The organism is Micromonospora sp. NPDC049836 (assembly GCF_044465125.1).
GTDB lineage: Bacteria > Actinomycetota > Actinomycetes > Mycobacteriales > Micromonosporaceae > Micromonospora.
Genome location: NZ_JBITLH010000003.1, coordinates 501,933 through 523,282, shown reverse-complemented (window position 1 = coordinate 523,282; position 21,350 = coordinate 501,933). Strand labels below are relative to the sequence as shown.

Annotated in this window: 23 protein-coding genes; 13 read left to right on the top strand and 10 right to left on the bottom strand. The window is 73.3% G+C overall.

What is annotated here, in order from left to right; genetic code table 11:
* Positions 1-109 precede the first annotated feature (109 nt).
* Both ACIBPB_RS10295 and ACIBPB_RS10290 read left to right on the top strand, forming a co-directional pair.
* The gene (locus tag ACIBPB_RS10295; protein ID WP_396839235.1) at positions 110-733 is read left to right on the top strand and encodes a TetR/AcrR family transcriptional regulator; all 624 of its coding nucleotides are present in this window, start codon (positions 110-112) and stop codon (positions 731-733) included.
* Between the two features lie 15 nt (positions 734-748).
* Positions 749-1,417: a lysophospholipid acyltransferase family protein gene (locus ACIBPB_RS10290; RefSeq protein ID WP_396839234.1), complete on the top strand. Its 669-nt coding sequence runs from the start codon at positions 749-751 to the stop codon at positions 1,415-1,417.
* A 34-nt stretch (positions 1,418-1,451) separates the two neighbouring features.
* Here the strand turns inward: ACIBPB_RS10290 and ACIBPB_RS10285 are convergent, their stop codons facing one another.
* On the bottom strand, positions 1,452-2,111 hold the full coding sequence (locus ACIBPB_RS10285) for a TOPRIM nucleotidyl transferase/hydrolase domain-containing protein (RefSeq protein WP_396839233.1): 660 nt from the start codon (positions 2,109-2,111) through the stop codon (positions 1,452-1,454).
* A 93-nt stretch (positions 2,112-2,204) separates the two neighbouring features.
* Here ACIBPB_RS10285 and ACIBPB_RS10280 point away from each other — a divergent pair, with 93 nt between their 5' ends.
* From ACIBPB_RS10280 to ACIBPB_RS10270, 3 genes are all read left to right on the top strand, one after another.
* A complete protein-coding gene (locus tag ACIBPB_RS10280) occupies positions 2,205-3,470 on the top strand; it encodes an MFS transporter (RefSeq protein ID WP_396839231.1) in 1,266 nt (421 codons plus the stop codon).
* Positions 3,471-3,709: 239 nt separating this feature from the next.
* Positions 3,710-5,191 (top strand): NCS2 family permease, encoded by a 1,482-nt coding sequence (locus ACIBPB_RS10275; protein ID WP_357328926.1) that lies wholly within the window; start codon positions 3,710-3,712, stop codon positions 5,189-5,191.
* Positions 5,192-5,428: 237 nt separating this feature from the next.
* Positions 5,429-5,896, top strand: a complete 468-nt coding sequence (locus tag ACIBPB_RS10270; RefSeq protein ID WP_396839230.1) for a GNAT family N-acetyltransferase — start codon at positions 5,429-5,431, stop codon at positions 5,894-5,896.
* 25 nt (positions 5,897-5,921) lie between these two features.
* On the opposite strand, the gene ACIBPB_RS10265 is transcribed toward ACIBPB_RS10270, so the two are convergent.
* The 3 genes from ACIBPB_RS10265 to ACIBPB_RS10255 all read right to left on the bottom strand — a co-directional run bounded on the left by ACIBPB_RS10265 (position 5,922) and on the right by ACIBPB_RS10255 (position 10,578).
* The gene (locus tag ACIBPB_RS10265) at positions 5,922-8,117 is read right to left on the bottom strand and encodes an MMPL family transporter (protein WP_396839229.1); all 2,196 of its coding nucleotides are present in this window, start codon (positions 8,115-8,117) and stop codon (positions 5,922-5,924) included.
* Positions 8,118-8,191: 74 nt separating this feature from the next.
* Positions 8,192-10,174, bottom strand: a complete 1,983-nt coding sequence (locus ACIBPB_RS10260; RefSeq protein WP_396839228.1) for a multicopper oxidase family protein — start codon at positions 10,172-10,174, stop codon at positions 8,192-8,194.
* A complete protein-coding gene (locus ACIBPB_RS10255) occupies positions 10,171-10,578 on the bottom strand; it encodes a DUF6220 domain-containing protein (RefSeq protein ID WP_396839227.1) in 408 nt (135 codons plus the stop codon). The genes ACIBPB_RS10260 and ACIBPB_RS10255 overlap by 4 nt, the downstream gene beginning before the upstream one ends.
* Positions 10,579-10,780: 202 nt before the next feature.
* Between ACIBPB_RS10255 and ACIBPB_RS10250 the strand changes: the two genes are divergently transcribed.
* The 3 genes from ACIBPB_RS10250 (at position 10,781) to ACIBPB_RS10240 (ending at position 13,670) form a co-directional block, all read left to right on the top strand.
* On the top strand, positions 10,781-12,025 hold the full coding sequence (locus tag ACIBPB_RS10250; RefSeq protein WP_396839226.1) for a sensor histidine kinase: 1,245 nt from the start codon (positions 10,781-10,783) through the stop codon (positions 12,023-12,025).
* Positions 12,022-12,714: a response regulator gene (locus ACIBPB_RS10245; protein WP_396839225.1), complete on the top strand. Its 693-nt coding sequence runs from the start codon at positions 12,022-12,024 to the stop codon at positions 12,712-12,714. Before ACIBPB_RS10250 ends, ACIBPB_RS10245 begins: the two co-directional genes overlap by 4 nt.
* A gap of 158 nt (positions 12,715-12,872) precedes the next feature.
* Entirely contained in the window at positions 12,873-13,670 is a 798-nt protein-coding gene (locus ACIBPB_RS10240) for an alpha/beta fold hydrolase (RefSeq protein WP_396839224.1), read from the top strand.
* Positions 13,671-13,757: 87 nt separating this feature from the next.
* Here the strand turns inward: ACIBPB_RS10240 and ACIBPB_RS10235 are convergent, their stop codons facing one another.
* A complete protein-coding gene (locus ACIBPB_RS10235) occupies positions 13,758-14,498 on the bottom strand; it encodes an SDR family NAD(P)-dependent oxidoreductase (protein ID WP_396839223.1) in 741 nt (246 codons plus the stop codon).
* A 67-nt stretch (positions 14,499-14,565) separates the two neighbouring features.
* Positions 14,566-14,913 (bottom strand): hypothetical protein, encoded by a 348-nt coding sequence (locus tag ACIBPB_RS10230; RefSeq protein ID WP_396839222.1) that lies wholly within the window; start codon positions 14,911-14,913, stop codon positions 14,566-14,568.
* Between the two features lie 234 nt (positions 14,914-15,147).
* Between ACIBPB_RS10230 and ACIBPB_RS10225 the strand changes: the two genes are divergently transcribed.
* Positions 15,148-15,948, top strand: coding sequence for a helix-turn-helix transcriptional regulator (locus ACIBPB_RS10225; protein ID WP_396839221.1), 801 nt, complete (start codon positions 15,148-15,150; stop codon positions 15,946-15,948).
* Positions 15,939-16,127, top strand: a complete 189-nt coding sequence (locus ACIBPB_RS10220; RefSeq protein ID WP_396839495.1) for a DUF397 domain-containing protein — start codon at positions 15,939-15,941, stop codon at positions 16,125-16,127. Before ACIBPB_RS10225 ends, ACIBPB_RS10220 begins: the two co-directional genes overlap by 10 nt.
* Before the next feature lie 12 nt (positions 16,128-16,139).
* Here the strand turns inward: ACIBPB_RS10220 and ACIBPB_RS10215 are convergent, their stop codons facing one another.
* Together ACIBPB_RS10215 and ACIBPB_RS10210 are read right to left on the bottom strand one after the other, a co-directional pair.
* Positions 16,140-17,075 (bottom strand): phosphotransferase family protein, encoded by a 936-nt coding sequence (locus ACIBPB_RS10215; RefSeq protein ID WP_396839220.1) that lies wholly within the window; start codon positions 17,073-17,075, stop codon positions 16,140-16,142.
* Between the two features lie 39 nt (positions 17,076-17,114).
* Positions 17,115-17,693: a dihydrofolate reductase family protein gene (locus ACIBPB_RS10210; RefSeq protein ID WP_396839219.1), complete on the bottom strand. Its 579-nt coding sequence runs from the start codon at positions 17,691-17,693 to the stop codon at positions 17,115-17,117.
* An 88-nt stretch (positions 17,694-17,781) separates the two neighbouring features.
* Between ACIBPB_RS10210 and ACIBPB_RS10205 the strand changes: the two genes are divergently transcribed.
* A complete protein-coding gene (locus ACIBPB_RS10205) occupies positions 17,782-18,390 on the top strand; it encodes a TetR/AcrR family transcriptional regulator (protein ID WP_396839218.1) in 609 nt (202 codons plus the stop codon).
* Positions 18,391-18,459: 69 nt separating this feature from the next.
* Positions 18,460-19,608 carry a polysaccharide pyruvyl transferase family protein gene (locus tag ACIBPB_RS10200; RefSeq protein ID WP_396839217.1) on the top strand — a complete coding sequence of 383 codons (1,149 nt, stop codon included), beginning with the start codon at positions 18,460-18,462 and terminating at the stop codon, positions 19,606-19,608.
* 8 nt (positions 19,609-19,616) lie between these two features.
* On the opposite strand, the gene ACIBPB_RS10195 is transcribed toward ACIBPB_RS10200, so the two are convergent.
* On the bottom strand, positions 19,617-19,823 hold the full coding sequence (locus ACIBPB_RS10195; RefSeq protein ID WP_396839216.1) for a hypothetical protein: 207 nt from the start codon (positions 19,821-19,823) through the stop codon (positions 19,617-19,619).
* Between the two features lie 85 nt (positions 19,824-19,908).
* Here ACIBPB_RS10195 and ACIBPB_RS10190 point away from each other — a divergent pair, with 85 nt between their 5' ends.
* Positions 19,909-20,430, top strand: a complete 522-nt coding sequence (locus tag ACIBPB_RS10190; RefSeq protein ID WP_396839215.1) for a DinB family protein — start codon at positions 19,909-19,911, stop codon at positions 20,428-20,430.
* A gap of 7 nt (positions 20,431-20,437) precedes the next feature.
* On the opposite strand, the gene ACIBPB_RS10185 is transcribed toward ACIBPB_RS10190, so the two are convergent.
* Positions 20,438-21,310, bottom strand: coding sequence for a carbohydrate kinase family protein (locus tag ACIBPB_RS10185; RefSeq protein WP_396839214.1), 873 nt, complete (start codon positions 21,308-21,310; stop codon positions 20,438-20,440).
* Positions 21,311-21,350 lie beyond the last annotated feature (40 nt).

The window sequence follows — 21,350 nt, the reverse complement described above, 5'->3', positions numbered from 1 at the left end:
GGTGGCGCGAGCGGGCGTGCCCTGGCGGCCTCAGGCCCGGTGGCCGCTCGCCGCCGCCCGCTGAACAGAGCAGTAGACAGTGTCTACCGCGGGGTGATAGATCTTGTGCGTGTCGACACCGGACGGCAACCTGCGCGCCCGCCTCGTGGCGGTCGGGGTCGACCTGCTGTCCCGGGAGGGCACCCGCGCCCTCTCCCTGCGGGAGATCGCCCGGCAGGCGGGGGTCTCGCACGGCGCGCCACGTCGCTACTTCCCGACCCACCAGGCCCTGCTGGCCGCCATCGCGCGGGAGGGATACCACCAGCTCGGCCAGCAGGTCGCCGAGCTGATCGGCGGCGAACCCGGAGATCCGTACGCCCAACTGCTCGCGCTGGGCCGGCTCTATCTGGACTTCGCCCGGACCAACCGCGGCATGTTCGAGCTGATGTTCCGGCATGACCTGTTGCGGGGCAACGGGATCGGCCTGCGGGAGGCCAGCCAGGGCCTGTTCGGCGTACTGGTCGACCTGGTCGCTCGGGCCAGAGCCGAGGCGGCCGACGGCCGCCCGCCGGCCGTCACCGCCGGCGCGCTCTGGGCCAACCTGCACGGCATCGCCGAGCTGTGGCAGTGGGGCAGCCTGCAGACGACGGTGCGGACCGCGGACGTCGAACCACTGCTGCGCGCCGCGCTGGACGCCCATCTCGGGCCGGCGAAGACCCCCGCACCCGAGCCACCTCACGCTGGCCGGTACTGACCCTCGGAGGACGACGTGCTGCTCCAGACCACCATCCGGTCGCTGCTGGTCCCGGTGGCGCGACTGGCCTTCCGACCGGTGATCGAAGGCCGGGAGAACGTGCCCCGGCGGGGCCCGGTGATCCTGGCGGCCAATCACCTGTCCTTCCTCGACAGCGTGGTGATCCCCCTGGTGGCGCCCCGGCCGGTCGCCTTTCTCGCCAAGGCCGAGTACTTCCGGCAGCCCGGGCTCAAGGGCTGGCTGACCCGCACCTGCCTCACCGGCATCGACGCCATCCCGGTGCAGCGGGGCGGCCACCGGACCGCCCAGGCGTCGCTGCACCTGGCGCTCGACGTTCTCGCCGACGGGCGGGCCTTCGGCATCCACCCCGAAGGCAGCCGGTCCCGCGACGGGCGGCTCTACCGGGGCCGTACCGGGGTCGCCTGGCTCGCGCTCGCCTCCGGTGCCCCGGTGGTCCCCGTCGCGGTCCTCGGCACCGACCGGGTCCAACCCGTCGGCGCCCGGTTACCCCGGCTCGGCGGGATCACCGTGCGGTTCGGCGCACCGCTACGCTTCGCGTCCCCGCCGGCCGGCAGTACCGGCCAGGCCCGGCGCGCGGTCACCGACGAGATCATGGCCGCGATCCAGCGGCTGTCGGGCCAGGAACCGGCACCGGGCTACAACGAACTGTCCACCCTCAGCTGACGGCGGGAGACCCGCCGGCGCGGCGCCGTACGGCTCAGACGGCGCTGAGCACGGCGTCGAGCGGCCGCGGCAGGGCGTCGCGGCGGACCGCCTCCTCGACGAGCAGGCGGGCATAGCGCAGGTTGCGGCGAGAACTGCTGCGCAGGAAACGCCACAGCTGCGGCTGCGGCTGCTGACCCCGCCAGGCCGGCTGGCTCTGGAACGAGCGGAACGACCGCAGGTCGCCCTGCGCCTCGAGGAGTGCCTCCACCCCGGCGGTGCCCAGGGCCCGGATCAGCTCGTCCTCCAGATCCTTGACACAGACGTGGAAGCCGAGTCGCGCCATCTCGGCGCGGGCGTGCGGCGCGCCGACCCCGGCCGCCACCAGGGCGCGCCGGAACACCTCCTCCTCCAGCAGGTCGCAGAGGCCGGCCAGGCGTACCCGGGTGGCCAGCCCGGTCAGGAAGCGGCCGATCGCGTGCGCGCCGCCGATCGGCACGACGACGACCCGTTCGGCCTCGAGATCGCGACCGCGGCCGAGCGCGGCCGCGCTCAGGGCGACCTGGTCGGTGATGCCCTCGACGAGCACCACGGCCGCCGCGGACTCGACCTTCGCCAGGGCACGGGCGGTCGCCCGGATGGAGGCGGCGTTGCCACCCAGGCGGCCGTCGGTCGCCGCGACGGTGAACGCGTCAGCTCGTCCGGTGGTGGTCATGACGGCAATCATGGGCGATACCGCCCCGGCCGACCAGGAATTTAACGACGCCCAGGTCGTTCACGGCGACCGGCGCGCACTACCGTCGTGATCATGACGCGGCTCTTCGGCCATCCCGGGTACGCGCGGTTCTGGACGGCCGACACGGTCTCCACGTTCGGCACGTACCTGACGACCGTCGCGCTGCCGATCCTGGTCATCGTCACGCTGCACGCGGGCGACGCCGAGGTGGGGCTGGTCAACGGTGCCCGCTGGGCGCCGTACCTGATCTTCGGGCTGCTCGCCGGGGTGGTCGCCGACCGTTACCGGCGGCGGCCGATCCTGGTCGCCACCGACCTGGCCCGCGCGGCGCTGCTGGCCCTGGTCGCGGTGCTCGCGCTGGCCGGCGCGCTGGGGGTGGGCCTGCTGATGGCGCTGGTGGCCGCGTTCGGCGCGCTCTCCCTGCTGTACGAGGCGGCCCACCAGTCCTACCTGCCCCGGCTGGTCCCGCCGGCCGACCTGACCCGGGCGAACGCGCGGATGGAGCAGAGCGGCTCGCTGGCCCAGACCACCGGCCCCTTCCTCGGCGGGGCCGTCGTGGCGGCGGTCGGCGCGCCGGTGGCACTGCTGCTCGACGCGGTGTCCTACCTGGGCTCGGGGCTGCTGCTGGCGACGATCCGCCGGCCGGAGCCGGTCCCGGCGCCGACCCGCCGCCACCTGCGACGGGAACTGCGGGAAGGGCTGGCCTGGGTGTACCGGCACCGGGTGCTGGGGCCGTACGCGCTCACCCTGCACGCCCGCTTCCTCTTCGCCAGCATGGCCTCCACCGCGTTCACCCTCCTGGTGGTACGCGGGCTCGACCCCGGGCTGCCGCCGGAGCGGGCGGCCGTCGGGCTCGGCGTGGTGCTGGCCCTCGGCGGGGTCGGCGCGGTGCTCGGCAACGGGCTCTCGCACCGGGTGGGCCGGCACGGCGCCGGTCGGGCCATCCTGCTGGAACGGGTGGTCGAGCCGCTGGGCTGGGCCCTCGCCGCGCTCACCGTGACCGGCCCGGCGGGCTGGATCATGGTGAGCGCGTCCCAGTTCGTCATCTGGCTCGCGCTCGGGGTCAGCGGGCCCAACGAGATGGGCTACCGGCAGGCCGTCACCCCGGACCGCCTCCAGGGCCGGATGAACGCCACCATCCGTTCCCTGAACTGGGGCATGCTCACGGTCGGTGCGCCGGTCGGCGGTCTGCTCGCCGCGCACCTCGGCTACCGGGCGGCGATCGGGGTGGCGGTGGCCGGCCTGGCGGTGGCCGCCACCGTCGCCGTCCTCTCCCCGGTACGCGGCGCCCGGCACCCCGAGCCGGTCGCGCCCGAGCCCGCGCCCGCCCCCCGGTGATGTTGGCCACCCCGCGCCGGGCGTACGCGTAGGGGCAGGCCATCGGTGGTTACCCGGTGGTTAGAGTGGGCGTCGCGAAGTCGCTCCCCGGACCCGGGGTGCGGCTTCGTAGCGCTTCACGGGATCCGTGGAGCCCAGCCGTACCGACGTTCTCCGGGCCAACCGAATCGGGACGGCTGCACCCCCACCGCCCGGCCGGCACGTCCGGCGGGCCAACCCGGAACGGAGTAAGCCACGCCATGAGCGTGACTACGCAGGATCCTGCCGCCCCGGTCGACCCGGCGGAACCCGCCGAGCGCGGCCGCCTCGACCGCTTCTTCGAGATCACCCGCCGTGGCTCGACCGTCCGGCGCGAGGTGCTGGCCGGGCTCACCACCTTCGCGACGATGGCGTACATCGTCGTGCTCAATCCGCTGATCATCGGCACCGCGCCGGACAAGGACGGCAACCTGCTCGGCATCGCGCCGGTCGCCGGGGTCACCGCCCTCGTCGCGGCGGTCATGACGATCATGATGGGCGTCGTGGGCCGGGTGCCGTTCGCCGTGGCCACCGGCCTGGGCCTGAACGCGTTCGTCGCGTACGCGGTCGCCTCCCAGATGACCTGGGCCGAGGCGATGGGCCTGGTGGTCATCGAGGGTCTGATCATCACCGTGCTGGTGCTCACCGGCTTCCGGAAGGCCGTCTTCCGGGCCATCCCCGCCGAGCTGAAGGCCGCCATCGCGGCCGGCATCGGCCTGTTCATCGCGCTGATCGGCTTCGTCGACGGCGGTTTCGTCCGGGCCGGCTCCGGCGTGCCGCTGCAACTCGGCTCCGGCAGCAACGGCACCCTGCACGGCTGGCCCACCGTCGTCTTCCTGGTCGGCCTGCTGGTCACCGGCATCCTGGTCGCCCGCAAGGTCAAGGCCGGCGTGCTGATCGGCATCGTGGCGACCACGGTCCTCGCGGTGATCGTCAACGCCCTGGCCAAGCCCGGCGGTGCCGTGGTCGACGGCAAGCCCAACCCGGACGGGTGGCGGCTCAACGTGCCGACGCTGCCCGACCCGCTGGTGCAGAAGCCGGACCTGCACCTGATCGGCAACGTGTCGTTCGGCGCGTTCGCGCACGTCGGCCTGGTGACCGCCCTGCTGCTGGTCTTCACCCTGGTGCTGGCCGACTTCTTCGACGTGATGGGCACCACCGTCGGGCTGGCGAAGCAGGCCAACCTGGCGACCGAGGACGGCACCGACATGCCGCGCCTGGGCAAGGTGCTCTTCGTCGACGGTGTCGCGGCGGTCGCCGGCGGCGCGGGCAGCGCCTCCTCGGCCACCACGTACGTCGAGTCCTCCTCGGGCATCGCGGACGGTGGGCGTACCGGCCTGACCAGCGTGGTCACCGGCGTGCTCTTCCTCGGCGCCCTGCTGCTCACCCCGCTGGTGTCGCTGGTGCCCAGCGAGGCCGCCGGCCCCGCCCTGGTGATCGTCGGCGCGCTGATGATCCGCCAGGTCAAGGACATCGACTTCACCGACGTGGGGGTCGCCGTCCCGGCGTTCCTGACCATGACCCTCATGCCGTTCACCTACTCGATCACCAACGGCATCGGCGCCGGCTTCGTCAGCTGGGTGGCGATCCGGGTGGCGCAGGGCAGGGCCCGCCAGATCCACCCGCTGATGTGGGCGGTCGCCGCCGCCTTCGTGATCTACTTCGGCATCAACCTGGTCAAGGCCGTCACCGGCGTCAGCTGACCGGTCCGCGCCCGCGCCCCCGCTGCCCCCGGCCCGAGGCAGCGGGGGCGCGGCGTATCCGGATCATGGGCTAGAGTGCCCTCGCGCGGACACGCGACCGTCGTGGGCGCAGGGGGAGATGAGGCCATGGATCGCCATGAGCTGCCCCTGCCATGCCCCGTTCCGGGTCGCGCGCGCTGATCGACCGCGACCCGGGTCACTCCATGACCTTGGAGAATCGCGTTGTTCATTCCTGAGTTGACCACCGAACGACTCGTGCTGCGTCTCTGGCCGGCCGAGGAGGCCGCCGCCGTCGCGGCGGGGGAGCGGCGCCCGCACTGGGCGCCGGACTTCCCCGCCCAGGGCGAGCGGATGATCGCCGGGATCATCGCCGGCAACCCGGGCCGGCCGCACGGCCACCGCCTCATGATCGAGCGGGAGACCGGCCTCACCGTGGGCGGCATCGGGCTGAAGCTGCCGCCCACCGACGGTGCGGTCGAGTTCGGGTACGGCATCGTCGCGTCGCGGCGCTGCCGCGGCTACACCACCGAGGCGGTCCGCGCCCTGGTGGCCCACGCCCGCACCCTGCCCGGGGTGACCCAGGTGTTCGCCACCGTCGACCCGGCCAACGTGCCGTCGGTGCGGGTGCTGGAGAAGGCCGGCCTGCGCCGGGACGGCGTGGTCGAGACCGACGAGGGCCCGCTGCACCGGTACGTCGCGGAGTAACGCCGGCCCGGGGACACCGGAGGGGTCAGGCTCTGGCCTCTTCCCCGACCCTGGCCCGGGCGGTCGGGGTCGCCCGCGGTGCTCGGCGTCCCGGCATCCACCAGTTGGCCTTGCCGCACAGTTCCATCACCGCGGGGACGAGGACCATCCGGACGATGGTGGCGTCGATGAGCACGGCGACGGCCATGCCCAGGCCGCCCTGCTTGAGGGAGACGTCGGGGCCGAGCAGCGAGGTCGTGAAAATGGCGATCATGATGGCGGCCGCGGCCGTGATGACCTTGGCCGTCTGTGCCAGCCCGCGGGTGACGGCCAGCCGGGTGTCGCCGGTGCGCTCGTACTCCTCACGGACCCGCGAGATCAGGAAGACCTCGTAGTCCATGGCGAGCCCGAACAGGAGCGGGAACATCGTCACCGGGATGTAGGTCGTGACCGGCATCTCGGTGGGAAATCCGAGGGCGGAGCCGAACCATCCCCACTGGACGACCGCGACGATCACGCCGTAGGCGGCGGCGATCGACAGGACGTTCATCACGGCGGCCTGCAACGCGATGGTCACGGACCGGACCAGCACGATGAGCACCACCAGGGACAGCAGGATGACGACGGCGATCATCGGAAGCAGGCGGGAACTGATCCTGTCGGCGTAGTCGATGGTGGCCGCGTTCGGGCCGCCGACGTAGACCTCCTTGCCGCCGGATGCCCTGGGCAGCACGTCGTCGCGGAGCTTGTGCACCAGGTCCGAGGTCGCCTCGTCCTGGTACCCGGTCCTCGGGAAGGCCATGAAGGTGACGGCCTGCCCGTCCGTGCTGACCCTCGGCGGGGTTGCGTAGGCGATGCCGTCGGTCCTGCCGACCGCCGCGACGACGGAATGCAGATCGGCGCCGGCGGAGTCGGTTTCGGTGGCGAAGATCAGGGGTGCGCCGTAGCCAGGTCCGAAGCCCTCGGAGATGATCTCGTAGGAGGTGTAGCTGCTTCTGTCGTGGGGCTGGACACTGGCGTCGGGCATGCTCAGGCGCATCGACAGCACGGGGACGGCCAGCACCAGCATGACCGCGCCGGCCAGGAGCGCGGCGGGCAGCGGCCACCGCTGCACCACGCCCGCCCAGCGCTCCGCGAGGGTACGACGGTCCTTGGCCGGAACGCCCTCGGCCCTCGCCCGGCGGGACGCGCGGCGGGGCAGTCGCAGCGAGTTGATCCTGTAGCCGGTGAAGCCCAGGAACGCCGGCAGCAGGGTCACCGCGGCGCCCACCGTGACCAGCACGGCCACCGACGTGGCAACGGCCATGCCGGTCAACATCTGATCACCCATGACGACCAGACCCAGCAACGCGATCACCACCGTCGTGCCGGCGAAGAGCACCGCGCGACCCGCGGTGGTGATGGCCTTGACCGTGGCGCTCTCCGGAGCGTCGCCGTCCGCCAAGGCGTCCCGGTAGCGGGTCACGATGAACAGTGCGTAGTCGATGCCGACACCGAGTCCGATCAGCACGGCGAAGACCACCGCGAAGTCCGGCGCGGCGACCAGATGCCCCACGAGCTTCATCAGGGCGACGCCGCCGAGGAGCGCCAGCAGCGCGGTCACGATCGGCAGGCCCATCGCCACCAGCGATCCGAAGGCGATGAACAGGATCACGGCTGCCGTCAGGACGCCGATGCTCTCGGCCGGGCCCTGCGGCGGCGTCTCGGCCTTTTCCGCCCTGTCCCCGCCCAGCCCCAGCGTCACACCGTCGCCGGAGGCTTCCTTGACCGTGTCCACCAGGGGCTTGACCTCGGTCTTCGCCACATCCTTCGCGGTCAGCGGGATGATCGTACGGGCGATACGACGGTCCTGCGTCACCAGCTTCGGGTCCTCGTACGGCGAGGTCACCGGTCCGGTGATGGGCGAGGCGTCCAGCTCCGCGATGACCTTCTCGATCCTCTGCCGGACGGCGGGATCGTCGACCCCCTTCTCCGCCTTGATCGCGAGAGTCAGGGTGTCGCCCTGCTGCTCGGGGAAGTGCTTCTCGATCAACGCCTGCGCCTTGGCGGAATCGCTGTCACCACCGGCGTACTCGTTGTCCGGGGCGGCACCGAAGGTGAAGCCGAGGAACGCCAGGGCGAGCACGCCGACGATCCAGGTCAACAGGACGAGCCGGCGGCGCCGGTAACAGAACCGGGCAAGTCTCGCCAGCGCTCCATCCGCACGGGGAGCCTCGGTCGCCATCATCTTCTCCTCAGTCATCGGTCTTCATTTCGGTGCGGAGATGCGCGTCAGCAGGGGCGCAGTCAGTGGGCCGACCAGCGGCGGGGGCCGGATCAGTGATCATGGGCGGTGCCCTCGCCGTGCGGGCCGCCGAACGGCGTCGTGACGCCGGCGTAGCGGAGCCGCAGCATCATGCCCTGCTCCGCGTGGGGCAGGTTGTGGCAGTGGTTCATCCAGATGCCGGGGTTGGTCGCGCGGAAGGCGACCTCCCACGTCTCCCCGGGGCGGACATCGAAGGTGTCCACCCACAGCGGACTGCCCGTCGACGGCGTTCCGTCCCGGGACAGGATCAGCACGGAATGGCCGTGCAGATGCCAGGGATGGGTTTCCAGACTCCGGTTGACGACGGTCATCCGGACCACGTCACCATCGGCGACGAGCTGGTCGGGGATGCCGGGGTGGCCTCGGCCGTTGACGGTCTGCGCGTACGCGGGGCGGCCGTTCACCATGGCCATTCCGCGGTCGAGGACCATGGTGAAGTGCCGGTCGGCCCTGCCCGGATCGAAGGGTATGGCGGCCGGGGCTCCGTATCGCAGCAGGTCGAGTTCCGGCAGACCGGAGGTGTCCGCCACGTGCGTTGCCGCGGCGGCATCGGCGGGCGGGCGCAGCCGTAGTCCGCCCGCTCGATCGTCGTCGACAACGAGTGCCACGGACCTGTCGGGCATGCGGAACACCAGGTCGTACCGACCGCCGGCGGGCAGGTGCAGTCCAACGTCGCGGACCTCCCCGGGCTGGTTGAGGTCCCGACCGTCGACGGCGACCAGCCGGAACGGGGTGCCGGCGAGGACGATCCGGTGCGGATCCGAGTCGGTATTGATCAGTCGCAGCCGCACGGGTGCACCGGGTGGCGCGCGGTGCTCGGTCCGGCCGTCCCTCGCGGCGATCACGACGGTGCCGTCGAAGGTGTGCACGGGCAGGGTGAGGTCCACCTGCTCGCCGGCCCGCCGCCCGGCACGCGGTGACACCACGAGACTTCCGTACAGCCCTTTACGTACGCCTATGTGGGACGCGTGGTGGGTGTGGTACCAGTAGGTGCCCACCTGGTCGGCGCGGAACCGGTAGACGAAGTCCGCACCGGGTGGCACGGCCCGCTGGGTCACCCCCGGTACGCCGTCCTCGCCGCACGGCACGTCGTAGCCGTGCCAGTGCAGGGTCACACCGTCCTCGATGTCGGCGTTGCGTAGCCGTACTTCGACCAGGTCACCCTCGGTCGCGGTGAGGGCCGGACCCGCGACCTCGCCGTTGAAGGCCCAGGCGTCGACCTCTCGACCGGACGGGAGCCGTACCGTGGCCTTCTTCGCGGTGAGCACGTGCCGCCGCACGGTGCCACCCGGCGCCGGTGCGTCAGCGCCCCGCAGGTCGGCCACCGACAGGCCCGCCCGCGACGGGCGCCCGGGGCCGCCGCCCCGGGTCACCGATTCGGCGGGGAGGAACGACAGCCTGGTGCCGGCACCCGCCGTGGTCACCACGACCGCGCCACCCGTCCAGGCGATGAACCGGCGACGCGAGATCGCCCGTCGATCCTCCGGTGCCGGCGCGACATCCACCTCAGCGGTGCCCTCGCCGGGGGCAGCGACCACCCGCGCGGTCAGCAACGCGCCGGCGCAGACGAGCGAGACCGTGATCAGGGCGGTGCCCGCGGTGAGCGGATATCCGACCAGGAAGGTCACCACCAGACCGGCCAGCGCGGCGTAGGCCGCGGTGAACACCGCGACCACGGCGCGTACCGACCGACCGACGGTGCGCCCCCGCCCTGCCGCGAGCAGGTGCGGGCCGGCGAGCAGCACGGCGCCGACGCCGGCGGCGCCCAGCATCGGCAGCCCCAGCAGCACCTTCTCCTGCACGAACCACCAGCCCCGGCCGGCCAGCATCACCACGGTGCCCACCCGGAGCAGCGTCACGAGCACCGCCGTGCCCAGGACGGCAGCCGTCAGCCGGGTCCGCCGCAGCGCCAGTGCCACGCCGGCCGCGAACCACGCGGCGATGCTCAGCAGCGCGACGACGTGGTCCAGAAGGATCCACGAGCCGGTGCTCATGGCGCCGGTAGCGCGGGCGTGGCCGGCCTGGACAACTGCCGGGCCTGCCGGATGATCGTCCCGGTCACCGCCACGATGGCCAGCCCGTTGACCGCGTGCAGGCCGAAGACGAGCCCGCCGGCGGTGCCGTCGAGCGCCGTGGCGACTCCCTTGATCAGGAACTGGACAATCGCGAGTCCGGTGACCAGGCCGCTCATGCCGATCAGCCGCCCGGGCATCCGGGACGCCGCGGCGACGACGGTCACCAGGACGGCGATCAGCACGATGACGCCGCCCAGCGCGCGGTGCGGCTGGAAGGACTCGTCGTTGGGTGCCGTGTCGAAAGCCCCGCTGGCAGCCAGAAAGAACTGCGTGACGACGGCCAGCATCTGCAGGGCCGCCAGGCCGGCGAAGAATCTACGCATGGCGCGCTCCTCGAATTCGGAGGGGGTGATCGCTCATGGCGGCGATCGTCGCGTCGGTGCGGCGGTTGTCGCCTCTGGCCGTGGATGGCGGGCGTTACGCAATCCGGCGTAGCCGCACCCGGATCTCCCTACGCCCGTCGGCGTAGTCGGTCGCGCAGCTCTGCCGAGCGTCGTCGGTGGGCGGGAACAGTACGATCACGGCATGCAGCCACGTACCGTGTCGTTCCCCTTGCGGGTGGTGGGGCAGGACGTGGCGCTCGCGCTCTTCATCACCGTGATGCAGGTGCAGGGCACGGTCGCCAAGGTTGCCGGCGAGGGAGAACTCCGCTCGCTCAGTCACCTCGGAAACCTCGGCTACGCGCTGCTGGCGGTGAGTGGCCTGGTCCTGGCCGTCCGCCGCCGGTGGCCGGTTCCGGTGTTCGTCACCACCGCCCTCGCCAGCCTGGTGTACTACGGCCTCGACTTCCCGGACGGGCCCGGCTGGCTCGGCCTCTTCGTCGCCCTGTACACCCTTGCGGCGTACGGTGACGGGCGCCGGTCGCTGGTGGTGGCCGGCGTGGGCACGAGCCTGCTCACCGTCGGGTGGCTGGTCGCCGCGGCCGACATCGAGCCACGCGCCGCCATCGGCTGGGTGTTCTTCCGGATCGGTGCGTCGGTCATGAGTGCGGCCCTCGGCGAGTCCGTCCGGTCCCGGCGGGTCATCGCCGCCGAGGCTCAGGAGCGTGCCGAGCTGGCCGAACGGACCCGCGAGGAGGAGGCGCGGGCGCGGGTCGACGCCGAACGGCTCCGGATCGCCCGCGAGGTCCACGACACGGTCGCCCACGCCATCGCCATCATCAACGTCCAGTCCGGGGTCACCGCGCACGTGCTCGACAAGCGGCCGGACGTGGCACGCGAGGCGCTGCGGGCGATCGAGCAGACCAGTTCCCGGGCGCTGCGCGAAATGCGGGCCATCCTCCGGGTGCTGCGTGATGACGACGACGGACGGGTGCCGTACCCCGGGCTCGGTCAGATCGACGAACTCGCCGTCAAGGCGCGCGAGGCCGGACTCGACATCAAGATCGAGGAAACGTCCCCGGAGACGTCGTTGCCGAGCGCGGTCGGTAGCGCCGCCTACCGGATCGTGCAGGAATCCCTCACCAACGTGATCCGCCACGTCGGCCCGACCCGGGTGACGATAGCGCTGCACCCGGGCGTCGACGCCGTGCAGATCCGGGTGACCGACGAGGGCCGCCGCGCCGCCTCCGGTGAGGACGCCGGGGACCTGCACCTACCGTCCCAGCATCGGGCCGGTGCCGGCACGTCGGCCGGGCCCGGCCGCGGGATCGTCGGCATGCGCGAGCGCTGTGAGCTGCTCGGCGGTGAACTCGACGCCGGGCCGAGGCCGGGCGGAGGGTTCGAAGTCAACGCTCGGCTGCCCCTCGCGCCGACCGGGCCCCGCCGATGAGCGCGGCGGCCGCGTCGGCGCTGACCCACGCTCCGGTCAAGGTGCTGCTCGCCGACGATGAGGGCCTCGTGCGCTCCGGGTTCAAGGTGCTGCTCGACCTCGAGGAGGACATCACGGTCGTGGGGGAGGCCACCAACGGTGCCGAGGCCGTCGAGCGGGCCCGCGCCACCCGCCCCGACGTCGTCCTCATGGACATCCGCATGCCGAAGCTGGACGGGATTCAAGCCACCGCGCAGATCGCCGGGATGCGCGGCCTGGAGCAGGTCCGCGTCCTCATCCTCACCACCTACGACACCGACGAGTACGTCTTCGACGCGTTACAAGCCGGCGCCAGCGGTTTCCTGCTCAAGGACGCCGGACCGGCCGAACTGCTGCATGCCATCCGGGTGGTCGCCGCCGGCGAGGCGCTGCTCGCGCCGCGGATCACCCGACGCCTCATCGGCCAGTTCACCGCGCAACGAACGGCGACCCAGGCCGCGGCGGACCGGCTCGCGGTGCTGACCCAGCGCGAGCGCGAGGTGCTGGCCCTGGTGGGTCAGGGCCTGAGCAACGACGAGATCGGTGCCGAACTGTTCCTCAGCCCGGCCACCGCGCGCACCCATGTCAGCCACGCGATGGCGAAACTGGGTGCGCGGGACCGCGCCCAACTGGTTGTCGTCGCCTACCAGACAGGACTGGTCAGCCCGTAGCTGCCCACCGCTCCGGCGACCACCGGCGCGGCTGGCGGAGGGCCGAGCCGGGCGCGACGCCCGCCGGCTTTCACCCGCATCCACCGGGGCCCGGGGGCGAAGATGGGTGTGCACGTGACACCGGCAGACCGTCGGCCGCGCGGACGGGAGGACGCCGGGTGAGCTACGCGGACGTCAACGGACTACATCTCTGGTACGAGGTGCACGGCGCCGGGAAGCCGCTGGTCCTGCTGCACGGCGGGTACGGCTCGGTGGAGATGTTCGCCCCGATCCGGCCGGCGCTGGCCGCCCGCCGCCAGGTGATCGCGGTCGACCTGCAGGGGCACGGCCGCACCGCCGACACCGACCGGCCGCTGCGCTACGAGTCGCTGGCCGACGACGTGGCCGCCCTGCTGCGCCACCTCGACCTGCCGGTGGCCGACCTGCTCGGCTACTCGCTCGGCGGCGGGGTGGCCCTGCGTACCGCGATCCAGCACCCCGCCCTGGTCCGCCGGCTGGTGCTGGTCTCCACGCCGTGCCGCCGGCAGGGCTGGTACCCGGAGGTGCTGGCGGCGATGGCCGCGCAGGACGCCCGGACCGGCGAGCGGATGCGCGGCAGCCCGCCGCACGAGCGGTACGCGTCGGTCGCCCCGCGCCCGCAGGACTGGCCGGTGCTCTGGGCGAAGACCGGTGAGCTGCTGCGCCGCGAGTACGACTGGTCAGCCGAGGTGGCCGCCCTGCCCATGCCGGTGCTGCTGGTCTACGCCGACGCCGACGCGATCCCGGTCCGCCACGTCGCCGAGTTCTTCGGGCTGCTCGGCGGCGGACACCGGGACGCCGGCGGGGACGGCACCGACCGGCCCGCGTCCCGGCTGGCGGTGCTGCCCGGGCTCACCCACTACGACGTGCTCGGCTCGCCGGCACTGCCCGGTGTCGTGCTGCCGTTCCTCACCCACACGCTGCGCGCGCCCGAGTGACCGCCCGCGCCGGGGCGGCCTGACCGGCGCGGGTGAGGACAGAATCGCGGGCGGGCGCGGCGCGCGACGCGCCCGCCCGCGATCCGCTCAAATGGCGAAGCCGCCGTCGGCGTCGATCACGGCACCGGTGACGTAACCGCCGTCCGGGCCGGCCAGGTGGGCCACCACGGCGGCGATCTCGCTGGGTGCCGCGTACCGGCCGAGCGCCGTCAGACCCGCGATGAACTCGGCGTTCGGCCCGTCCGCCGGGTTGGTGTCGGTGTCGGTGGGGCCCGGATTCACCAGGTTGACGGTGATCCCCCGCGGCCCCAGCTCGCGGCCGAGCCCCTTGGTCAGGCCGATCAGCGCGGTCTTGCTCATCGAGTAGAGCGCCAGGCCCGGGAAGGGCGCCCGGCGGGCGACGTTGCTGCCGATGGTGATGATCCGGCCGCCCTCGCCCAGGTGCCGGGCCGCCGCCTGAGCGGCCACGAAGGGCGCCCGGACGTTGACCGCCAGGGTCCGGTCCAGCGCGTCGACCCCCAGTTCCTCGACCGGGCCCACCAGGAAGACGGCCGCGTTGTTCACCAGGATGTCCAGCCGGCCCAGCTCCCCGACCGTCCGGTCGACCGCCTCGCATACCGCCCGGGGGTCGGCGCTGTCGGCGGCCAGCACCAGGGCCCGCCGCCCCGCCGCCTCGACCTGCTTGCCCACCACGGCGGCCCGCTCGGCGTTCGTCTCGTAGGTGATGGCCACGTCGGCCCCCTCGGCAGCCAGGCGCCGGGCGATGGCCGCGCCGATGCCCCGGGCGCCGCCGGTGACCAGGGCGACCTTTCCGTCCAGTGTCGTCATGGGACAAGCCTCGCCGGGCGGGGCGGGCGCGTCTGGCGGCGATCGGACGTCGCGTCGGCCGCCCGGCTCACCGGTCGCCGGCGGGGGGTTCGACCAGGCCCCGGCGGTAGGGGCCCCAGGCGACGAAGCGCTCGAACAGCTCGCGTGGGGTCGGCCCGTCGTGCGGGTTGAGCCGGAACAGGTCGTGGGTCGCCTCGTGGTAGAGGCCGGAGAGGTAGACGGCCAGGTCGACGGGATGGCCGGCGTACTCGACCTTGAGCAGCAGCCGGGCCTGCGCGCAGGGCCACGGCCCGCCGCAGGCCCGGCACAACCAGAGCGGCCGGATCGGCAGGTGCGGCGGCTGGCCCAGCGGATACGGCCGCGGCCGGTCCGGGTGCGGCCCCAACCGGGGTACGGGAAGCATGGCGCCACTCATGACGGCCCTTCTGTCTCGCGGTACGCACGGGGTCGGGGCCGCCCCGGCGTCGGGGGATCGGGACGGCCCCGAGGCGGGCCGGACGGGAGGCGGCCCACCGGTGACAGTCTGTTGAGGACGGCACTACGCTCGGAAGGCATCCGGCCCCTCCGGGTGGCGGCTGAGCAGGGCCGGGACAGGTCGCGGGAGGCCGTGGGAAGTGGTGTGCCGAGCCGGGCGGAGGCAGGGGAGAACATGGGCGGGTCGTGGTTGGACTTCATCGCCGGCGAGTTGCGCCAGGCGCGGCTGCGGGCCGGCCTCAGCCAGGAGGACCTGGCGAAGCTGATCAACTACTCGGCGTCCCACGTGTCCGGCGTGGAGACCGGCCAGCGCCCGCCGAAGGCCGACTACCTCGCCGCGATGGACCAGGCGATGGAGACCGGCGGCATGTTTGGCCGGCTGCTTGACCGCGCCGTGCTGATCGAGGGCGTTCCGGGGTGGATGCGCGGGTGGGTCGACGACGAGCGGAAGGCCGACCTGCTGCGCTGGTACGAGCCCGCCTACATCCCGGGCATCCTGCAGACCGAGGCGTATGCCCGGCTGACGCTGGCGGACAACCTGTCGCGTTCCGAGCAGATCGAGCAGCAGGTCGCCTCCCGGCTCGGACGGCAGGTGATTCTCACCGGCCAGCACCCGTGCCAGCTGGTCGCCGTCCTCGACGTGATGGTGCTGCGCCGGCCGCTGCGGGGGCATGCCGAGCTGATGGGGCAGCAGCTCGCCCATCTCGTGAAGATGGCCGAGCTGCCGCACGTGCAGATCCTGGTGGTGCCGGAGGAAGCCGGGCTCTACCCCGCGCTGCAGGGCGGTTTCATCCTGGCCACGCTCGGCGACGGCGCGGTGGTCGCCTACCTCGACCAACAGGTCCGTGCGCAGATGATGCACCGGACCGAGGACATCGTGGTCCTGCAACGGCACTGGGAGGCGGTCCGGGGGGAAGCCCTGTCCCGCCGCCAGTCCCTCGACCTGATCAAGGAGGCGGCGTGCTCGTGGACCTGACCGGTGCCCGGTGGCGCACCTCGATCCGCTCGGGACCGAACGGTGGTGCGTGCGTCGAGGTGGCCGACAACCTTCCGGGCGTCGTCGGCGTTCGGGACAGCAAGGACCGTCCGGGACCCGTGCTCACCTTCGACCGGTCGGCCTGGCGCGCGTTTGTGGCCTTCGCCAAGCGGCGCTGACCTCGGCGGGGATCAGCCCAGCCGGCGGGCCAGCCAGGGCAGCAGCGCGTCGCCCTGCAGGCGCTGGAACGCCCGTACGGTCGGGATGCCGGGCGGTGGCGGCTGCCGCGCGCCGTCCAGGAAGAAGCCGGTGAAGCCGGCCAGCACGCCGGTCACGTCGGCCGGGTCGACGTCGGCGGTGAGCGGCCGGGCCCGCAGCAGCGGCTCCGGGTCGTGGCCGCCGTGGACCTGCACGTTGATCAGCACCAGCAGGCTGTCCAACCAGGCCGGTCCCCGGCAGGCCCACGGCCAGTCGACCACGCTGACCGTGCCGTCCGGGCCGATCAGCAGGTTGTCGGCCCGGACGTCCAGGTGGCACAGGGTCTGCCCGGCCAGCGCGGCGAGCCCGCGCTCCGCGGCGGCGCGCAGCTGCGGCAGCCGGGACCGGGCCCAGCCGTCCAGGTCGGCCGGCGGGTCGGCGGCGATCCGGTGCCAGCCGGCGAAGTCGTACCGGAGCTGGTCGGCGGCGTTCGGTGCGGCGGGCACGGTCGCCGGGGTGAGCACGGCGGCCATGGTCTCCAGGGTGGCGAACACGGCGGCCAGCTCGGCGGCGTCCCACGGCGTCACCGGGTGCCGGCCCTCGACGTCGGTGAAGACCAGCGCCACCCAGTCGCCGTCGTCGTAGCTGCCGAGCAGCCGGGGCGCCGGCGCGGTCGCCGGCAGCGCGGCGGCGACCAGCGCCTCGGCCCGGTGCAGGGCCGGGCTGCGGTCGTTCTGGGCCGGGCTGACCGCCTTGACGAACGCGCGCCGGCCGCCGGCCGTGCGGACCCGGTCGGCGGTGCCGGGGGAGAAGCCGCCGGACTGCGAGACCGCGGCGGTCACCCGGTCGCCCAGGATCTCCTCGACCGCGGCCCGGACGTGGCCGGGCAGGTCGGTCCAGTGGATCCGGGTCTTCGTCGCGCTTTCCACCGCCTCACCGTGCGCCCCGCCGCCCGGCCGGGCAACCGATTACCGCGGCCCGGCGGTGTAGCGCAGGACGACCACGCCACTGTCGAAGGGTCGGGTCTCGGTCAGGGTGAACCGGTGCGCGGCGAAGCCGCGGTCTACCAGCGTGATGCCGCTGCCGATCAGCACCGGGTTCAGCTTGACCACCAGCTCGTCGACCTCGTCGAGGAGTTGGCCGGCGAGGCTGCCGCCGCCGCAGAGCCAGATGTCGCCGCCGGGCCGCTGCTTCAGGTCGCGGACGAACGCCACCGGGTCGCCGTCGACGATCTGCACCTGCGGATCGTCCGACGGGGGCAGCGACCGGCTGAACACGTACTGCTCGAGGTGGGCGTACGGGCTGGTCACCCCCAGTTTCAGGGCCGGGTCGTAGGTGGCCCGGCCCATCAGCACCGCGTCGAACCGGCCGGTGGGCGGTGACGCGATGCCGAGCTGGGCGTGGGCGAACGTGGGGAAGGTCTGGGGCCATGCGGCGGTCAGGTAGGCCGCCACGTCGGGCTCCAGCGGAAAGAAGTCGTAGGACCCGTCGGGGGCGGCGATGAAGCCGTCGAGGGTGCTGGCGACGTAGTACACGAGCTTGCGCAAACCGACTCCGATGTCCGGGGCAACCACGACGACTGTCGTGGTCGAGACAATGTACAACACCTGTCGTGGTTGTTGCTAGGGTGACGGCATGGCCAGAAACCCGGAACGCCGTACCCTGCTCGCCGACGCCGGGCTCCGGGTGCTCGCCACGGCCGGGGCGCGCGGGCTCACCCACCGCGCGGTCGACGCCGAGGCGGGCGTGCCGACCGGCACCGCCTCCAACTACTTCCCGTCCCGGGCGGCGCTGCTCGCCGGCCTGGCCCAGCGGATCTTCGAGCGGCTGGCACCCGATCCGGCGGTCCTGGCCGAGCTCGGCCGGCGTACGCCGTCGCTGGAGCTGGTGACCGACCACCTGCGCTACATCGTCGAGCGCACCACGCGCGAGCCCGAGCTCACCCGGGCGCTGTTCGAACTGCGCCTGGAGGCCTCCCGCCGGCCCGAGCTGCGGCAGGCGCTCGGCGACGTGCTCCGCCGGGGGTACGCCGACGACGTGGCCTTCCACGTCGCCGCCGGGCTGCCCGGCGGCGCGTTCGAGGTGGCGCTGCTGCACTACGCGGTGGACGGGTTCCTGCTGGACCTGCTCACCACCTCCGTCGACGCCGGGTTCGATGCCGACCAGGTGGTTTCCGCCCTGGTGTCCCGGCTGGTCGGCACCGTCCCCGGCGGACCGCCGCCAACCGCCACCGGCCGATCGTGATCAAACCAGGTATGTCCCCGTGGCCAGCGGGAAAACCGGCGCGGAACCAGCCTCGGGGAGGAGCAACGGATGAGGGATGGCGCCGGACTGACCATCGGTGTGCTCGGCTCGTACGGCGGACGCAACCTCGGCGACGAGGCGATCCTGACCGGCCTGCTGGCCGATCTGCGCCAGCAGGAGCCGAACGCCCGGATCATCGTGTTCTCCCGGAACCCCGCGCACACCGCGCTGGCCCACCCCGACGTGGAGGCGGTGCCCTGGGAAGGCGTCAGCCGGGTCGACTCCTCGGCCATCCTGGCCCAGCTCGACCTGCTCATCCTCGGCGGTGGCGGCATCCTCTACGACAAGGAGGCCCGCCGCTACCTGCGGGTGGTCCGGGTCGCCCAGGAGCGCGGCCTGCCGCTGCTGACGTACGCGGTCGGGGTCGGCCCGCTCACCGAGGGGGTGGACACCGGCATGGTGCGGGAGACCCTGGCCGGGGCCACCGAGGTGACCGTGCGCGACCAGGAGTCGCGGATGGTGCTGGAGGAGGCCGGGCTGCTCAACCCGATCACCGTCACCGCCGACCCGGCGTTCCTGCTGGAGCCGGAGGAGTTCCCGGCGAGCTGGCTGCGCGAGGAGGGCGTACCGTCCGGCAAGCGCCTGGTCGGGTTGAGCGTGCGGGAGCCGGGCCGGGCCGCCGAACGGCTCGACGTCGACGGCTACCACCGGCTGCTCGCCCAGATCAGCGACTTCCTGGTGCACCGGATCGACGCGTACGTGCTCTTCGTGCCGATGGAACGCGACGACATCCGGCACTCGCACGGCGTCATGTCGCACATGGTCGCCGCCGAGCGGGGCCGGATCCTGCACAACGCCTACAACCCGCGGCAGGTGCTCGGCCTGATGAAGCACTTCGACCTCGCGGTCGGCATGCGCCTGCACTTCCTCATCTTCGCGGCCATGATGGGCACCCCGTTCCTGCCCCTGCCGTACGCCGGAAAGGTCTTCGACCTGGCCCAGCGGCTCGGGGTGCCGGCGCTGCGCGGAGTGGAGCGCGAGGTGGAGGGCCCGCTGTTGGCGGAGGTCGACCGGCTCTGGGACGAGCGGGAGGCGCGGGCCGACGAGACGGCCCGGCGGGTGGCCGCCGTCTGCGAGCAGGCCCACGGCACCTCCCGGGTGACCCGGGGCGTGCTGGAGAGCATCCGGTCGCGCACCCTCACCCGGGTCGGTGCCTGAGTCGCCGCTCAGACCGCCGGACCCCGCCAGGCGTAGATCCACGGATGGCCCGCCTGGTCGTCCGACTCCAGCTCGTAGATCTGCGCCTCGGCCAGCCCCGCCGGCCCCAGATGGTGGTGGGTCAGCGGCGGCCGGCCGTTGGTGTCCAGCTCCACGGTGACCGTCTCACCGTCGGCCCCGCCACCCACCAGGGGGATCTGCACCGTTGATGCCATGCGCCCATCCTGCCCCGGCGACCGCCGGGGCAGGACGCGAATAGCGGGGCTGCGAGCCGGCCGGGCCCGGGACTAGGGTCCGGAGATGGCGAACCCGACGATCGACCCGACCCTCGGTCCGGTCCTCGCCCGCACGGGTGACGAACGGGCGGTGCTCGACGCGTTCCTCGACTTCCACCGCGCCGTCGTACTGCGCAAGGCGGACGGCCTGGCGCACGCCGAGGCGGCCCGGCGTCTGGTGCCGTCCCTGACCACCCTGGCCGGCCTGCTGAAGCACCTGGCCCTGGTCGAGCGGAACTGGCTGCCCTGCCTCTTCGCGCCGGGGCCCGGCGACGTCTACCTCACCACCGAGGAGGAGGCCCGGGCCAGTTTCACGCTCGCGCCCGGCGAGACCGTGGCGGGCCTCGCGGACGCGTACCGGGCGGCCTGCGACCGCTCCCGGGCGGTCGCCGCCCGCTTCGACCTGGACCACGTGGTGCCGCACCCGCAACTCGGCGAGGTGTCGCTGCGCTGGGTGCTGGTCCACCTGATCGAGGAGACCGCCCGGCACGCCGGCCACGCCGACATCCTCCGCGAGCTGACCGACGGCGAGACCGGGGCGCTCTGACCCCGGATCAGTCGCGCGGCAGCAGGCCCGGCGGGTACTCCATCCCGTCGTGGGCGCACGCCGCGGCGGCGACCCGGGCGGCGTACCGGGCGGCGTCGAGCGGGGACGCGCCACGCAGCCGGGCGGCGATCAGGCCGGCGGCGAAGGCGTCGCCCGCGCCGTTGGTGTCCACCACCGGGCCCGGCGGCGTACCGGCCGGCACCCGGATCGGCGGGGTGTCCGGGGCGTGCAGCGTCGAGCCGGCCGCCCCGCCGGTCACCAGCACGGTCCGGGGCACCAGCCCGGCGGCCACCTTGCCGGCCCGGTCACCGAGCCGGACGTCGCTGACGAAGACCAGCCCGGCCGCGTCGGCGAAGGGGCGGTGGTAGTCGTTCTCGCCGTCCCAGTCGTGCAGGTCGGTGGAGAGCGTCACCCCGGCGGCCAGCCCCGCGCGCAGCACCGGCAGCGCGTCCCGGGCCCAATCCATGATCGACACATGTACGTGCGCGGCGTCCCGGACCAGCGCGGTCAGCTCGGCCGTGGCGAACGGGGCCGGCCCCGACCAGGGGCGGGGATCGTAGAGGGACATCCGCCGGCCGGCCGGGTCGACCAGGTTCACCGACCGGCGGGTGCCGGCCGGGGCGGCGGCCAGCACGGTCCGTACCGAGGTGCGGGCCAGCGCGGCCCGGACCACGTCGCCGGCCGGATCCGCGCCGAGCACGTCCACCAGGGTCACCCGCAACCCCAGGGCGTGCGCGGCGAGCGCCACGCCCGCGCCGGTGTTGCCGATCCGCAGGTCGATCGGGGGCACCGCCAGCGAGTCCGCGGCGGGCAGCGGCAGGGCCGGCACCCGGGCGCGGATGTCCACGCCGAGGCCACCGATCACGAGCAGATCGACCATGGCGCCGACAGTAGTCCGGCCCGGCCGCCTATCCTTGCCC

Excerpts from the sequence above, each read along its gene's own strand:
- ACIBPB_RS10285 (WP_396839233.1), bottom strand. The coding sequence starts at position 2,111 with ATGACCACCACCGGACGAGCTGACGCGTTCACCGTCGCGGCGACCGAC.
- ACIBPB_RS10280 (WP_396839231.1), top strand. The coding sequence starts at position 2,205 with ATGACGCGGCTCTTCGGCCATCCCGGGTACGCGCGGTTCTGGACGGCC.
- ACIBPB_RS10275 (WP_357328926.1), top strand. The coding sequence starts at position 3,710 with ATGAGCGTGACTACGCAGGATCCTGCCGCCCCGGTCGACCCGGCGGAA.
- ACIBPB_RS10265 (WP_396839229.1), bottom strand. The coding sequence starts at position 8,117 with ATGACTGAGGAGAAGATGATGGCGACCGAGGCTCCCCGTGCGGATGGA.
- ACIBPB_RS10260 (WP_396839228.1), bottom strand. The coding sequence starts at position 10,174 with ATGAGCACCGGCTCGTGGATCCTTCTGGACCACGTCGTCGCGCTGCTG.
- ACIBPB_RS10255 (WP_396839227.1), bottom strand. The coding sequence starts at position 10,578 with ATGCGTAGATTCTTCGCCGGCCTGGCGGCCCTGCAGATGCTGGCCGTC.
- ACIBPB_RS10250 (WP_396839226.1), top strand. The coding sequence starts at position 10,781 with ATGCAGCCACGTACCGTGTCGTTCCCCTTGCGGGTGGTGGGGCAGGAC.
- ACIBPB_RS10245 (WP_396839225.1), top strand. The coding sequence starts at position 12,022 with ATGAGCGCGGCGGCCGCGTCGGCGCTGACCCACGCTCCGGTCAAGGTG.
- ACIBPB_RS10235 (WP_396839223.1), bottom strand. The coding sequence starts at position 14,498 with ATGACGACACTGGACGGAAAGGTCGCCCTGGTCACCGGCGGCGCCCGG.
- ACIBPB_RS10230 (WP_396839222.1), bottom strand. The coding sequence starts at position 14,913 with ATGAGTGGCGCCATGCTTCCCGTACCCCGGTTGGGGCCGCACCCGGAC.
- ACIBPB_RS10225 (WP_396839221.1), top strand. The coding sequence starts at position 15,148 with ATGGGCGGGTCGTGGTTGGACTTCATCGCCGGCGAGTTGCGCCAGGCG.
- ACIBPB_RS10205 (WP_396839218.1), top strand. The coding sequence starts at position 17,782 with ATGGCCAGAAACCCGGAACGCCGTACCCTGCTCGCCGACGCCGGGCTC.
- ACIBPB_RS10200 (WP_396839217.1), top strand. The coding sequence starts at position 18,460 with ATGAGGGATGGCGCCGGACTGACCATCGGTGTGCTCGGCTCGTACGGC.
- ACIBPB_RS10195 (WP_396839216.1), bottom strand. The coding sequence starts at position 19,823 with ATGGCATCAACGGTGCAGATCCCCCTGGTGGGTGGCGGGGCCGACGGT.
- ACIBPB_RS10190 (WP_396839215.1), top strand. The coding sequence starts at position 19,909 with ATGGCGAACCCGACGATCGACCCGACCCTCGGTCCGGTCCTCGCCCGC.
- ACIBPB_RS10185 (WP_396839214.1), bottom strand. The coding sequence starts at position 21,310 with ATGGTCGATCTGCTCGTGATCGGTGGCCTCGGCGTGGACATCCGCGCC.